Here is a 15,290-nt window from a genome sequence, read left to right on the forward strand (position 1 = left end):
GCACAATAAGCCAGTTTACTTCCATAAATTTTTTGCAAGGAATCGCTAATGCGCCGCTTTATTTTGCTTTTCTGTGTATTTGTATCCGCATTATTATCTCACAGCGCTAACGCCCAGTTCCCAATAACCGTAAAAGATGATCGCAACAAACTGGTCACTATCAATTCAGCGCCAAATAAGGTTGCTGCGGTCTCTGTATTTGGTGCAGACTTGTTAAACGCGCTTGGCATGCAAGCCGCTGGGATTTCAACGCTCAACCACCAGCGCTCACCCTACCTTGGCGACCAAACACAGCATATGGTCGATCTTGGCGAAATTCACGAGACAAACTTAGAAGTATTAACCGCTTTAAAACCAGATCTCACCATTGGACTGCGCACTTATACCGAGCCCTTTGCCAGTAAGTTTGAGGAAATAGGCCCCTTTTTAGCCTACGATTTGGTCACCAAAGCTGACTCCGACCGTGCGATTCGATCTGCAACCAAAGCGCTAGGTAAACCAGCACAAGGGATAGAGCTTAACCAGTCATTTAATGCTCAGCTAAAACGTTACGCATCGGAGCCGCTCAAACCGCAGTCAGTGGTATTTTTATGGCATTGGTCGGATGTTCCCTACGCATTTTTTGACCACCACTTCACGGTACAAATGATGCACACCTTAAACGCTAAAAATGGTGTGGGTACTTCACCGCAGCCAAATTTAAAGAAGTTTGATTCAGCGCCCATTTCGATGGAGTCTTTGTTAAAGCTCAACCCTGATGTGATTATTTCTTTCAAAGGGGAACCGGGGCCATTCAAATCTCACCCCGTGTGGCAGCAACTAAAAGCCGTTAAAAATGGTCGCGCCTATCGAGTTGCAGATCATTACGTCATGCCCCATGGCCCTATTGCGAGAAGTTTAATATTGCAAGAGTTGGCGCACCTATTCCATCCGGATAAGTTTTCTGCGCCCACCACTTTGATAAAAGAAGCACGTGCCACAACAATGCAGTTTGGTGAGTTATAACGCTGATTTAGATTATCGATTATGAACGATGTTGTTTCTCGCACAGTGATATCGCCCACAGGGTTATGTATGGTGGGCCTAGGTATTTTACTGCTTAGCCTGCTTTTATCACTGTCTATTGGTGACTACCAACTCTCACTGCACGAGGTATGGTCGGTGCTTACTGCGCCTTCAGACTCTCTTGCCAGCTTCGTCGTTTGGGAGTTGAGAATGCCTCGATTAGTATTGGCAATCATTGCAGGCGCTACGCTGGGGACATCCGGTGCTATCATCCAAGCCGTGACCCAGAACGAACTCGCCTCCCCAAGCTTGGTAGGCGTCTCATCCGGTGCAGCATTAGCCATTGTCATGGTTATCGTCTTCACAGGCTTAACTGCCCATTATTACTTTCTTGCGGGTATCCTTGGTGGAGCAGTTGCCATGACGATTACATTGTGGCTATCTTGGAAGCAAAAATTGGAGCCGGTGAACCTTATTTTGTCGGGTCTGTGCATTTCTTTGTTTTGTGCAGCGGCAACAACTTTACTGTTAATTTCAGTGAGCACCGATACGCGAGGCCTGTTTTATTGGCTGCTGGGCAGTGTCGCCAATCGCACTTGGCAGCATGTCTCGTTACTGGCCCCCATCGCCCTAATTGGTTTCGTATTGTGTATATTTTTGGCACGGCCATTAACGGTGTTGCAGCTTGATACCGCAGTGATAAAAAGCATTGGTGGACACGTAAAACGTTGGCGTGTTCAAGCGCTGGCCGTTGCCGTCGTACTCACCTCAGCCACAGTTTCAGTGACAGGGCCTATCGCTTTTGTGGGGCTAGTTGCGCCGCATATTTGTCGCACTTTGTTGCCCAAACACTTAGCCTATGAGTATCGCTACGTATTATTTGGCAGCGCACTGAGTGGCGCTGTGCTTGTTAGCGCCTCCGATCTATTGGCCAACTATCAAGAGATCCCTGTGGGCATTTTATGTGTGCTGTTTGGCGGCCCAAGCCTCGTATGGTTGATCCGTTCCCGATACCAGAGGGCTTCATTGTGAACCAGACTATGACCTCTTATATGCCATACAGTACCAAAGTTTGGCCGTTTTACATGCTAGTGATGGCGCTCACAGTCATACTTTCAAGTCTCTTTATTGCTGCGTTGTGTATGGGCTCCGTTCCCCTCTCAATCAATGAAATCTGGCTAGCACTTAGCACATCAACATCGCACACGAGTGAGTCAGATATACTCTGGCAATTGCGTCTACCGCGCTCTGTGCTGGCAATGATTGTTGGTGTTCATTTTGCGCTGGCAGGGCTAATTTTACAGGCCGTCATACGCAACCCACTGGCAGATCCCAGCATATTGGGCGTCAACGGCGGCGCCAGCTTAGCCATTGTGTTGTGCTTACTGGCCGTTGACTATGTCCAGTTGCATATACTCAATTTGAGTGAACCTCGCTTTGACTTTGTATGGCTACCAACCGTCGCCCTACTCGGTGGGATTTTGGCAACCGGTTTAGTATTAAAACTTAGCTGGCAACAACAGCTTCAGCCCAACCAGCTTGCACTCAACGGCGTGGCCATAGGCGCTGTACTCAACGCGTTGGTAATGTGGGCAATTTTAGCTTGGGGTGGAAACCGCACAGAAACCAGTCTCATTTGGTTGGCTGGCAGTTTGTATGGCAGAGATTTTAGCCAACTGTATTTGCTTTTACCGTGGACATTTGTCGGCGTCATCGGCTGCTTTTTACTGCTCAGACAGCTTGCCATACTCCAATTAGACAGTGAAGCTGCGCACGCCTTGGGCCTCAATGTTAAACGCTGGCGATTAGTGAGTTTATTTGTCGCGGTCTCGCTGGCTGCCAGCGCGACCGCAGTTACTGGGCCGCTTGGATTTGTAGGCCTCATTGTGCCTCATTTTGCTAAGGTGTTACTCGCCCGCTTTGGCCTTGGAGCTAGCCTGCCGCACCTTATGGTGGTATGTATTTTATCCGGTGCAACGCTCACACTCGCAGCCGATATCGCCAGTCGCACACTTATCTCGCCTTTGGAGATCCCAACAGGCACACTCACCACCTTGATGGGCATTCCCATCTTGCTCCTGTTGATCCGCCGTCAAAGTTAGGATATGCCATGTTACAAGCAGATAAAGTCTCGTTAAGTTATCAACATAAGCCCATCCTACAAGATTTGTCGGTTTCTATTTCGCGTCATCAAATCACCGCGATTGTTGGCCCCAATGGCAGTGGCAAGTCAACGCTGCTGAAACTGCTCGGTGGCCTAGCCAAACCAAACGAAGGCGACGTATTGCTAAGCCAAAAGCCACTGCATAAATGGCGCCCTAAATCCCTAGCTAAAACGCTCGCTTTGCTTGGCCAGAACCCACAAGCCCCCGGAGGCATGTTAGTCAGGCAACTTGTCGGTCATGGCCGGTTTCCTTATCTAGGCTTATTCAACACCTTATCGCAACTTGACCAACGTGCGATTACGTGGGCACTGCGCAAAACGCAGCTTGAACATTTGCAGCATCAACCTTTGGAGCACCTCTCAGGAGGTGAACGACAGCGCGCTTGGCTTGCCATGGCATTGGCACAACAGTCTGAGATTTTGCTACTGGACGAACCCACCACCTACCTCGACTTGGGGCATCAGTTTCAACTGCTCGATCTCTTAAAACAATTACAAGTACATGAGCGAAAAACCATCGTGATGGTGCTGCATGATATTAATCAAGCCAGCCAGTTTAGTGATCGCATCATTGCTTTGAAAAATGGCCAAATTGTCGCCGATGGTACACCGCAACAAGTCGTCACTGAGCAAATCATCAAACAACTATTCAATATAGATGTCTCCGTAGTGCCGCAGCGTTATGGTAATGCGACCAAGCCACTGTGTTTACCCATAGACAGCCAAAATCAGTTAACCCCTAACTCAGCGGTGCCACTGCGCAGCGCAGCAATCTAAAATCAACAACAGAAGCTAGTGAGATGGAATTAGAAATTCGCGACGTATCAAAAACATATTCAAATGGTGTGCATGCACTGAAAACCGTCAATTTAACCATAGGTAAAGGCATGTTTGGCCTACTTGGTCCAAACGGTGCTGGTAAAAGTAGCATTATGCGCACCATTGCCACACTGCAAACGCCGGACCGTGGCGAAATACGCTTTGATGGACAAAACATCTTTGCAAACCCTACTGAGTTTCGTCGCCAATTGGGCTACTTGCCTCAAGACTTTGGCGTTTATGCCAATGCCTCTGCAACAGATATGTTGGACTACTTTGCCCGCTTAAAAGGCATAAAAAACACCAAGGAGCGCAAAAATAGAATTGACGAGCTGTTAGAGCTCGTCAACCTCACAGAGCATTGTCATAAAGCAGTCGATACCTACTCTGGCGGGATGCGCCAGCGCTTTGGTATTGCACAAGTCCTGCTCACCAATCCAAAAGTCATCATTGTTGACGAACCGACTGCGGGCCTGGACCCTGCCGAGCGCAATCGCTTTTACAGTATTTTGCATCAACTGACTGACAGCGCCATTGTGATCCTGTCAACGCATATTGTTGGCGATGTGACAAACCTCTGTAGCGATATGGGTATCCTCAACCGAGGCAGTATACTTGCGCGCGGCAAACCAGATGAACTCGTCGCATCCATTGAGCGACAAATTTGGCACAAGTCGGTATCTCGTGACGAATTGGCCCAACTTAGACTATCTCACAAGGTGATTTCAACGCGCATTGTTAAAGGTGACATCCAAGCCACGATTCAAAGTGAGGCCGCACCCGCAGCAAGCTTTACACAGAGTACTCCTGATCTTGAAGATTTTTACTTCAGTTACGTCCCAGAGCTTGCGGTTTAAGGAGCACGCATGTTTTCAACCAGCTTTTTGTTCGAACTTAAATATCGCTTGCGCTCTGTTGCCACTTGGGGTTGCTTAGTCGCGATGATCATCATGGGATACCGTGAGATGCTTGGCGGTGAATGGGACGCGCTGATGCAAAGCGGCCGAGTTGCCCGTAATTCACCATATGCTATTTACTATTTGTTTATGTATTACACGTTTTGGGCCGCAACGGTTGGCAGCGCCTTAGTGATCCCAACGCTACTGAGAGATCTCAACTCAAAGACTGCGGACTACCTGTATAGCTTTGATATCAAAAGCAAACATTACTTTATTGGCAAGTACTTGGCGTGCTTATGTATTGTATTTTTGGTGATGAGTTCAGTTGCCATTGCGATGGTGACGCTGCCCACCGTATCGAACCTCTTTGGGCTTTACCCTGCCAGCGATTTTATTGCCACTTCATGGCCACATATTATGCATGCGTTGCTGCTGTGGGTGCTCCCCTCATGTATTGTTTATACAGCCATTCCGTTTGCGCTCACCGCGCTGACTGGACGCGCCACACCAGCGTATGCCTCAATGATGATGGCCGTAGGCATGTTTGTCTTGATCACCGCCTTGTTCGGCGACGGCGCGCCACAGGCTCCTTGGCTACAAATTGTTGACCCTTTGGGTAAGGTCACCGTCGAAGGGCAGATATTCTACTGGACAGCAGAGCAAAGAGTGACGCAATTTTTGAGCTTAGACGGCGCGCTGCTTTATAATCGTCTGCTCTATTTGGCTTTGGCTATCTCCCTGTTGGCATTTGCATGGTGGCGATTTGATTTGGCTAAATTTAGGACAAGCAATAGCCAAAGTGCCGTAACCAAGCCAGTAGCAAATACAAAACAACACACGCACCGTTCAGGGAAGCTGAGCTTGACTCCGCTTACGCTCATTACCAGCGATGCTGTCGCCTATTGGATTAAGTTCAGCGCCCACGCAGGTTACTTGCAAGCGCGACAAATTATGACCAATAAAGCATTTTACTTTTCGATGCTGACCTTATCGCTGATGCTAATTATTGCGGGATTAAGCTACCGCTTACCGGGTATTGAAGGCAGTGCAGCAGTCCTGCCAAAAACGCACACGCTCCTTCCGGTGTTAATTTATCCAAGCTTGATCTTCACCATGTTGGCGGCCTCGTTCTTTGTCGTAGACCAATGTCACAAAGATCATCAGCTCAATACTGCTCAGCTCGTCGCAGTCTGCCCAGCCCCTGATTGGCAAGCGCCACTGAGTCATATCGTGTGTGCTGTAATAGTTGCATGCACACTGACGTTGGTTCCAGTTTCTGGTCTGTTGGGCTCACAATTGTTGCAAGGTTTTACCGACCCAGATTGGCAAAGTTTACTTCACTTGAGCGGGTTAGTGTTATTGCCGTTAATGCTGGCGTATGTGTTTATTGCCATCATCAGTTACGGGCTGGTTCAGTCAAAAATTGCCGCACAGGTTATCGCCGTTATGCTGTGTATTTCACCAGCTATTTTCAATGAAACTCACGCAATCGAAAACTTCATGTATTTATGGGCTTGGCCATCAATAGCACAATTGTCAGAGCTTGCTTCGACTGAGCAGTTTATCGTGAGAGATCTAAATATCATGGTCTATTGGCTCAGTTTTTACTGCGTCTTGTTAGTACTGATCAGTTGGTTGTGGCCTAGAGGTATGATCGCACCATTTATGGACAGAGTGAGGTCTCTACCGCAAAAGGTCGCGCCGCGCTCACTGTCTATTCTTGTACTGGCGAGTTTGGTGTTTACCTATCAGGCATATTCAGTTTATGACGAGATGATTGTAAATGGTCAATTTAAAACTAAAGCACAAGGGTATGCGCAACAAGCAGATTATGAAAATCGATACCGCCAATACGAGACACAGCCACAACCTAAAGTTCAGCATGCGGACATCACATTATCACTGGCCCCCAGTGCTCGTGCGCTGAATTACACTGCGCACTTAACACTCACGAATCCTCACCAGCTTGACATTGAACATTTATTTATTAATACCGAAGAATCCGTGTTTATTGAGAAAGTCACTGCAGATGGGCATGCTTTAACACCCACAGTTAACGACCCAACACATCAGGTCTCAATATGGCCACTTAATAAACCTCAACAGCCCAGTCAACAAAGTGCAGTTACACTCTCGGCATCAATGAAGTATCACGGCTATCAAAATGTTGCTACGCAATACCAAGGGAACATCACCAAGGATGCCAGTTACATCAACACTGAACTCTGGCCTGCGATTGGCTTTGAACGCGATAAAATAATCCAAGACAATGCACTGCGAGAGAAATACCAGCTGCCCACTTTGGCAGCGCGTTATTTCACTCAATCAAAGACGCCTGATGTTTATCAGAGCAATGATGCAGATCTGATGACTTATAAACTTTCAATCGAAGCGCCGATTGATCAAGTTGTGGTTGCGCCAGGAGAGCTGATTAATCATCAGGTAAGCCAATCACGCCACACTTATATTTACGAGATGGCTATAGCCAGCCACTGGAAACCAGCCATTGCCAGTGCGCAGTACCAAATGAAACGCGCTACATGGGTTAGTAAACACAACCAAAAAGAAGTCATTATCGAATTGTACTATGTTACTGCCAATCACGCGGTACTGGATGCAATGCTGCAAAGTGCTACGCATGCGTTAGAACAAGGTGAAGCTGTTTTTGGCACTTATCCTTACGACAGTTTAAAAATTGCAGCTGTGCCACAGGGTATGGGGGGGCAAACTGTCAGTGCAAACTTAATCCTAATCCCAGAGATGTCAGCATGGCAACACAACTATCAGCAACCTCCCGAGGTTGATTGGTTAGGGTACAACTTACACCATTTGGTCGCGCAAGTTTGGTGGCAAACTGTCGCCATCGCCAACACTGAAGGATACCCTTTACTATCACAGGGCGTTCCAACTTGGTTTGCTTTAACGAAAGCGAAGCTAAACAGTGAAGCAAAGCAACAACTACTCGCCATCATCACAGATGAGTATTTGCTTGAGCGTACCAAAGAATCAAGCATTGAGAAAAGCGCATTGACGTTAACTCAGCAGCCTTACGCCGCCAGCAAGTCTCAACTCGCGGTATACGCAGCATCTCAGCTCATCGGTGATACAAAGTTTCGTCAAGTGATAAAAGCAGTGCTGACCCACTATGAAGACCAACTTGGTCAACAATTTCTCTCTGCGCCGCTGTTTTTTAAGCAATTAATGCGCTCGGTGCAAAGTCCCAAGCACAAGACGCAACTTCAAGCTTTGTATCAGCAAGTGGTCCTTCACGACTTTACGGTTCGAAACGTTCAAGTTGAGCAGCTTGATGACAATTACTTCAGTTTAGTTGCAGAGCTCAAAGCGGTGAGGATCGAGCAAAGTGCAGATGGTGCATCTCGTGTGCCCTATTCTGGCGCAGCCACAATCAACTTGCATTTCGAGCCGAGTGATGAAGCCTCCCCCCATGTTCGCGAGGTGTATTTCAATAACGGCAAAGCCGAGTTGAGGATGTTTTTACCAAAGCTCCCAAATAAGCTGTTCATTAACGAAAATGGCGCGTTTGTCGATATCGCATACAGCGATAACGTACGACAACTGTAATCCCCCTTTACAAAATGGCTACTGGCAGATACGTTTATCGCAGTAGCCATTTCCTTACGACCAACTTCCCCTTAAAAAAACCCGCATAGAGGGGGTATTGACCCTTTTCGGGTAGTGACCAAATACCCTTACTCACACAATAACGGGCAATAAAAATAGGGCCCGCCATAAGGCTGCTGCATACACAGAAACCACAGTAATCAGTTTCTGATGCAGCAATACATAGCGCCCAACTACTCTACTACTCGTTGTTATTAGGAGCTCACTGAATATGTCTCGCTACAAGCTGACACCTGCTGCCAATTCTGGTCACTCGCTTTCCACACTCAGCCGTCACGTATCACGTGCATTGCTTGCACTTAGCTTAGGTGCCACGTCTTCCGTGTATGCTGATGAACAAGCTGCACAGATCGATTTAGAGCGCATTGAGGTCACCTCTGAAAAGCGCACAGCTAACATCATGGAGGTAGCCTCTAGCGTTACTGCTATTTTCGGTCAAGAGTTGGCGGATTCAGAAGTCTATTCGATTACGGAATTGGGCCATGAGATCCCGAGTTTACACGTATACAGTTGGGGCGGCAGAAGAGACAGTAACGTTTTTATTCGAGGCATTGGACCTGGACTATTTACCGAGCCAACCATCGGTTTCTACGTTGACGGTGTGAATTACAGTAGCAACAGCATTTTTGATTTAGACCTCGTAGACATCGAACGCGTTGAAGTCTTACGAGGCCCACAAGGTACACTTTATGGGGGAAATTCGCTTGCAGGTGTGATTAATATAATCACCAAACAACCTGATGAAGTACAAGAGTTCTCGGGCACGTTTTCGGGAGATAACTTAGGCTCCAAGCGAGTTCGATTAGGCGTCAATACGCCGCTTAATGACGAAAATCTGTTCCTTGGTGTGTCAGTATCCGCGCACAATGCAGATGGCCACATTGAGAATACATACCTCAACAAAGATTTTGGTGCTCGCGATGATATCAGTGCAAGAACGAAATTACGTTGGGTCGCAACGGATAACCTCGAAGCCAACTTCGTTGTCGATTATGAGCGTTTTCGCGGCGACTCATACGCGATGGGTCTTATTGAGAAAATCAAAGCAAACCCAGATCAAGTGGAGCACGACTTTGAAGGCGTCGATGACCGAGATGCGCTTGGCGCGTCAGTCACGCTTGATTACGCTGGCGAAAACATGGACTTTATCTCAATCACAAGCTGGCGTGATTGGGACAACTTCAACACTGCCGACCAAGATACGGGGCACAATGCTGGGTACCAGTTCCACAGTAACTCTACTGAAAAGTTTGATCAGCTCTCCCATGAAATGCGCTGGAGCTCAAAAAACACTGATGATTATCATTGGCTAGTAGGCGTATACGCGTATCAAGCTAATACCCACAATACAACCAGAAATGATTTAAATTTTGCCGCGATGTATCCAGGTAGTGGTCCTATGGTTGACCGCTCAATCACAGTTAAAGACGATCAAGCTTGGGCGGCATTCGGACAAGTTGATTATGCAATCACCGAAGACATCACTGTCATTGCAGGTCTGCGTTACCACAAAGAACAACGTGAAGCTGACATTAACATTAACTCTCAATCAACTGGGGTCACAGCTCAGTATGATGGCGAGAAAAAATTCAGTGAAGTACTGCCAAAGCTAGCGCTTTCATATCAAACAGGCAGCGATGACCTCATTTATGCCTCTTGGAGTAAAGGTTATCGAGCTGGCGGTTTTGACACCCTGTATCCAAACTTAAGTAAACCAAGCTTTGAGCCTGAATACAGTAATAACTATGAAATCGCCTATAAGGCGTTAGCACTGGATAACCAACTGAACTTCTCGGTCACGGCATTCTATATATCTTTAGACGATCAGCAAGTTCAGCAGATGTTAGAAAATACGACTGTGATCACCGACAATGCAGGTAAAAGCGCCAGTCGTGGTATCGAATTCGAATCTCGCTACCAACCTCACCCTGACTGGACCATTGGCTTCTCAAGTAGCTATGTAGATGCGACTTATAGTGAATACGAAAGTTTGAATTTCGCTACGGGCGTGGTGGAGGATTACGCTGATAATCGCCTGCCTAACACGCCAAAGCTCAGTGCAAACTTATCAATCAGCAATCGTACTGAGTTAAACAGCGACTACACCCTGTTCACGCAACTAGAAAACATTTACATGGGAGAGCATTACTTCGATGCGGGCAACCGAATGAAGCAATCGGCCTATCACCTACTGAACGCAAAAGTGGGCCTTGAGACCGACAATTGGTACGCGCACCTTTGGGTGAAAAATGCACTCGATGAATATTACTCAAAAGTTGAATTTAATTTTGGTTTTGGTGTGACTGCTGAAGCGGGTAACCCAAGAACCATCGGCCTCACAGTAGGCACTAATTTCTAAATCGATGAATCGTAATCGGTGGTGCAACTGTGTTGCGCCACTTTTTGCGTTACAAAAACACTATATCAATGCGTTGATACGCTTAATAAGGGAGTTACCATGCAATCTCAATCCGTGTTATTGCTCGGTGGTACTGGTCAAGTAGGCTTAAAAGCAGCAGAATACCTGCTCCAGCATACCGAAGCAACGCTCACATTCGCCTCGCGTAGAAAAGCCTCATTGCCCAGTGCAATTTTGCAATACCAAGACCGTATAAGCACAGTGCAATTAGACGCCCAAAATACCGACGATCTAAAAGCCCATTTAGCTGGCATCGATCTGGTCGTCGCGTGCGTCGGTCCATCAGGTATCATCGGTGACCAAATTGTTTTGGCGTGTAAAGCAGCCAATGTACCAATCATAGATGCAGGCGGCTACGACCCCGTTTATGAGTCGTTGCACGCCCATGAGAGACGCAAAACCAGCGAAGTGCCATTGATTATCAATGTCGGTTTACTGCCAGGTCTCTCTGGTGTATTCCCCGCCTATCTCATCCAACAAACCAGTGAGGGCAAGCCCATAAAGTCATTGGATGTGCAGTATGTTGGCCGCGATGCATGGAGTTACAACTCTGCATGGGACATTATTCATGGACTCGGCGACTTTGGTCACGAGCGTGGATTTTGTTATTTAGAAGATAACCAAATTAAATCAGAAAAGTTCTCCAAGGCAGGCACCAAAGCACACTTTCCTAAGCCCATAGGAACGGCGTCAACCATGCTTATCTATGCTGAGGAAATAGTTCAACTTGCAAATGAAAAAGGCATAAATACAGCGAAGGTGTATGGTGCAAACTTAGGCCCCCGCGCAATGTTTGTTTGCATGGTTGCCAAAATTTTTAAAATGTATAAAAACCCTAAAAGTATCGCTCGCGCCGCTCGCTGGTTGACAAAAGCTTCCGCCAAAGATATGCGAAAACTGGACCCTGTTTATGGTGTCGATGCGCAAATTGAATGCACTGACGGCAGCATACAACGCGGCCAAATTATTTTAGAAGACACCTACCAAGCCACTGGGTTCATCATTGGCATTACGGCCAAACAATTGCTAAACAAGCAGATCAACAAAGTTGGCCCCATGATGTTACATGAAGCCGTTGACCCAAGTGACTTTATCCGCGACTTAGAGCTAGCGGGTGTAGTCGCAGGTCTTTCTCTTACAAACGCTGAAATAACAGCGAATCCGGAGGCAGCATGAGTAAAGAAGTTATCGTTTTAGGCGGCACTGGAGAGTCCGGAAGACGGATCATTCAATTGCTCTCAACCCGTCACCCTGAGCTAAAGATTTGCTGCGGTGCAAGACGCGCGCCCAAAGCCGGTGTTTTGCCAACGCATATTGAACACGTGCCCTTTGACATCACCGACAAAGGCCACAGTGTAAAGACGCTCGCGCGGTTCGATTTAGCAGTCATTGCGCTCGGCCCGATGGACAAATTTGCAATGATCGCACACCAGCTGTGTTTAGAAGCCAACATTGATGCTATAGATATCAACGATAGTTTGCATGCCGCTGATCAAGTGTTTACTTTGCATAAACAGGCACAGTCCCAAAAACGGCTACTACTCACGGGTATGGGATTTTCACCGGGTATCTCAACTTTGTTACTGACAGAGCTTGCACATCAAAAAGCATCACCTCAAGGTCACTATCAGTGTCGACTGTACATGGGTGCAGCATATGGCGGAGGTGAAACAAGCCCACAAGCTATTTTAGCCAGTTTTACCAATCAACTTGCATGCTGGCGAGATGGCGCTCGCCAGCAAATTGATACACCTTGGCAAGACGACCAGCATCAATTTGATTTTCCAGCACTACAAAAACCAGTCGACCTTATTCCATTTGCCACGCCCGAAGTTGCGGGCCTTAGCAGTGAATACGTAGCTGAAGATTTAGATATTAAGCACCTCGATAGTCGCTATCATATCCAACATCTCACGCTTGGATTTGCTAAGTTTATGAGCAAGTATCGTCTTGGAGAGCGTAAGAATGAGTTTTTCTCCAATATGTTTTTTAACAATGGTCAAAAGCTTAAAACTAAAAAAGACTCAGATCCGGATACGTGCCTCTGGGTATACCCCGACAACGATCCACGTGCAGGGCTCATATTACATGGGGTCGTTTCTTCTTATGAGCTCACAGCGAAAATGGCGTGTGTGGCAGTAGAAAGCTGGTTGAATAATGTGTTTGCGGCAAATTACGGTGTAAAAGCAATCGAACATTTACCCTATGGTACACGCCAGATCATGCTTCAAACACTTGCGCAATACGGCGTAACTGCGAGATCTGCCGATGAGCAAAACATTCATCAAGCTGATCAGGAGTTTGGTTGGGTAGATAGTGTCTCTTCAGATCCCTCCAGCCTTAGAAACCTCGGGCTAAATTGGTATACCGTTACCAAACAACACCCCAAAATGGCGAAACGGCAGCAAGAGTATCTCTATAAATCTGAGATCTGGCATGCCCTTAAAGAGGCCACTAACACGTTTAGCTTTACAAAGTTTGTCATCTCTACGCTATTTGCGTGGAGCCGCGACGGCAAGCGTTTACAACATTGGCGAGACAAACATCAGGGCGAATATCACGACGTTTGGAAGTCCATAACCAAAGATATGAGTATGTTTACCTCTGGATACGGCAACGCGAGAACGCTCCTTGGTAAGGAAAAGGCCTACCAGCTATATCGCGCAATGTTTTTGGAAACGGGTAAAATGGAAATGCGCTGGTTGTGGCCTAACCCTGAGTCTTTCACTATCTTTGATGATAAAGAAGAGGCGATTTTGCAGTACTGGCTGACTTGGCTACGCAATTATGCAAAATTGGGGTTATTTACGCTCACGGAGTCACAAGAAGGCCCTCAGAAAGTCACGATTACAATTTCTGACTGCGCGTATGCTGCGATGTTTAAAGAGCTTGACTGCCCTGAGCTTGCCAATATGGTAAGAGAAATGGAACAAGAAGCACTCACCTTTTTGGCTAATCGGAGTAACTTAGATATCACTTTTAATATCAAAGAAGAAGGTGAAGCCGAAATTCTGTTGGTCAAGGCGAACAAGCTGCGAGCGGTTAGCTAACGAAAAAGCAAAGCACAAGTGAGAAAATGGCTCACTTGTGCTTACTAGTATACCGCTCGGTATTTTTCGGCTGGAGATGAATCTGGCAAAGCGTGTTGCCAATTTCAGATATAAATATCAATTTCCCACAATCGTGGGGGCCAAATTAAGTCGCGCTTCTTTGGGCAGAACACCAAATTGCTTTCTAAAAGCCACACTAAAGTGACTCACATTGCTGTAACCCAAAGAAATCGCTGTTTCAGTTACATTATTGTCTTTTAGCAAATTCATGGCTTTGTGCATTCTTTCCTCTTGGAAGCAACCATAAACGGTATTATTAAAAAGCGCCTTGAACCCTTTTTTGAGTTTACATTGGTTCAACCCGACAGCTTTTGCCACATCTGAAATTGTTGGCGGGCAGCTTAGATCGGACAATAAAAAATCTCGTGCAGCAATAAGCTGCTTTTTTTCTCGAAGCGGGAGTTGATTGCCAGTATCCACAGATTTTAGTGCGGTCAAATGCCAATACAAATAATCTAGGGTGGCCGAGTGAAGTAACAGTGGCTTAGTTTCTTGCTCTCTGATCAACTTTTGAATGCGGTTCGCACATGCACTGACTTTGCGGCTAGGACCGCTTTGCTTAACAAAAAAAGACATGCTTTTACCGATATCGATTCCACTGAGCTCTTCGCCAGCTAACTCAGTGAGCACCTCTGGTTTTATCATGATTTCAAGGTTACTAAAATCATTGCTGTGATAAGCACAGAAGTTTTCTCCACCAGAGAAACCAATATTGAAGTCGCCACAACCACATTGTAAAAGCTGGTTGCCTACCGTCGCTTCAAATTTTCCGGAGAGGACACTGTTTAAGTGAATATATTGATCGTCACCGGGAAATACATGTTTGGTATCTGCAGCCCCCATATCTTGTGCTGTTGACAAACTAACAGAAAGGCCAGGCATTAATTGTACAAAGTTATGGCCAACCGTGCTCTCATTTTGCTGTTGTTCACTTGCTATGTTTATTTCAATGTCACTGCAAAAAGTCATTTTAAAACCTTATCTATCCTTCGCCGTATCACCCTGACATATCTGTTCTAAACACCTTCGAAAATCAGTCAAAAACACCCTTTCGAAGATTATTTATATTACCCAGAACCACTACACGCGATACTATATCACAACACACATACCAATGATAATAATTTTCATTTACATTGGAGCGTACAATAATTGTTCATATTTATATCGCCCAAATATGCCACGATTGCTGAGTATTGGTAACAAGTTGCGCTCAAATTATTCATCACATC

General features: G+C 46.4%; 10 protein-coding genes. 9 read left to right on the top strand and 1 reads right to left on the bottom strand.

What is annotated here, in order from left to right; translation table 11 throughout:
• Nucleotides 1–48 precede the first annotated feature (48 nt).
• From A7985_RS12510 to A7985_RS12550, 9 genes are all read left to right on the top strand, one after another.
• On the top strand, nucleotides 49–1,005 hold the full coding sequence (locus tag A7985_RS12510) for an ABC transporter substrate-binding protein (RefSeq protein ID WP_065790794.1): 957 nt from the start codon (nucleotides 49–51) through the stop codon (nucleotides 1,003–1,005).
• Nucleotides 1,006–1,026: 21 nt separating this feature from the next.
• The gene (locus A7985_RS12515) at nucleotides 1,027–2,037 is read left to right on the top strand and encodes a FecCD family ABC transporter permease (protein ID WP_081310548.1); all 1,011 of its coding nucleotides are present in this window, start codon (nucleotides 1,027–1,029) and stop codon (nucleotides 2,035–2,037) included.
• The gene (locus tag A7985_RS12520; RefSeq protein ID WP_211033808.1) at nucleotides 2,034–3,107 is read left to right on the top strand and encodes a FecCD family ABC transporter permease; all 1,074 of its coding nucleotides are present in this window, start codon (nucleotides 2,034–2,036) and stop codon (nucleotides 3,105–3,107) included. The genes A7985_RS12515 and A7985_RS12520 overlap by 4 nt, the downstream gene beginning before the upstream one ends.
• An 8-nt stretch (nucleotides 3,108–3,115) precedes the next feature.
• The gene (locus A7985_RS12525; protein ID WP_065790796.1) at nucleotides 3,116–3,946 is read left to right on the top strand and encodes an ABC transporter ATP-binding protein; all 831 of its coding nucleotides are present in this window, start codon (nucleotides 3,116–3,118) and stop codon (nucleotides 3,944–3,946) included.
• Between the two features lie 23 nt (nucleotides 3,947–3,969).
• Nucleotides 3,970–4,845, top strand: a complete 876-nt coding sequence (locus tag A7985_RS12530; RefSeq protein WP_065790797.1) for an ABC transporter ATP-binding protein — start codon at nucleotides 3,970–3,972, stop codon at nucleotides 4,843–4,845.
• A 9-nt stretch (nucleotides 4,846–4,854) separates the two neighbouring features.
• Nucleotides 4,855–8,469, top strand: coding sequence for a hypothetical protein (locus tag A7985_RS12535; protein ID WP_065790798.1), 3,615 nt, complete (start codon nucleotides 4,855–4,857; stop codon nucleotides 8,467–8,469).
• A 271-nt stretch (nucleotides 8,470–8,740) separates the two neighbouring features.
• Nucleotides 8,741–10,888 carry a TonB-dependent receptor gene (locus A7985_RS12540; protein WP_065790799.1) on the top strand — a complete coding sequence of 716 codons (2,148 nt, stop codon included), beginning with the start codon at nucleotides 8,741–8,743 and terminating at the stop codon, nucleotides 10,886–10,888.
• A gap of 99 nt (nucleotides 10,889–10,987) precedes the next feature.
• Nucleotides 10,988–12,124: an NAD(P)H-binding protein gene (locus A7985_RS12545; protein ID WP_065790800.1), complete on the top strand. Its 1,137-nt coding sequence runs from the start codon at nucleotides 10,988–10,990 to the stop codon at nucleotides 12,122–12,124.
• A complete protein-coding gene (locus A7985_RS12550; protein ID WP_065790801.1) occupies nucleotides 12,121–13,998 on the top strand; it encodes a hypothetical protein in 1,878 nt (625 codons plus the stop codon). The genes A7985_RS12545 and A7985_RS12550 overlap by 4 nt, the downstream gene beginning before the upstream one ends.
• A gap of 117 nt (nucleotides 13,999–14,115) precedes the next feature.
• On the opposite strand, the gene A7985_RS12555 is transcribed toward A7985_RS12550, so the two are convergent.
• Nucleotides 14,116–15,027 carry a helix-turn-helix transcriptional regulator gene (locus A7985_RS12555; protein WP_065790802.1) on the bottom strand — a complete coding sequence of 304 codons (912 nt, stop codon included), beginning with the start codon at nucleotides 15,025–15,027 and terminating at the stop codon, nucleotides 14,116–14,118.
• Nucleotides 15,028–15,290: the final 263 nt, after the last annotated feature.

Origin of the sequence: Pseudoalteromonas luteoviolacea (assembly GCF_001696455.1) — a bacterium.
Classification (GTDB): Bacteria; Pseudomonadota; Gammaproteobacteria; order Enterobacterales; family Alteromonadaceae; genus Pseudoalteromonas; species Pseudoalteromonas luteoviolacea_C.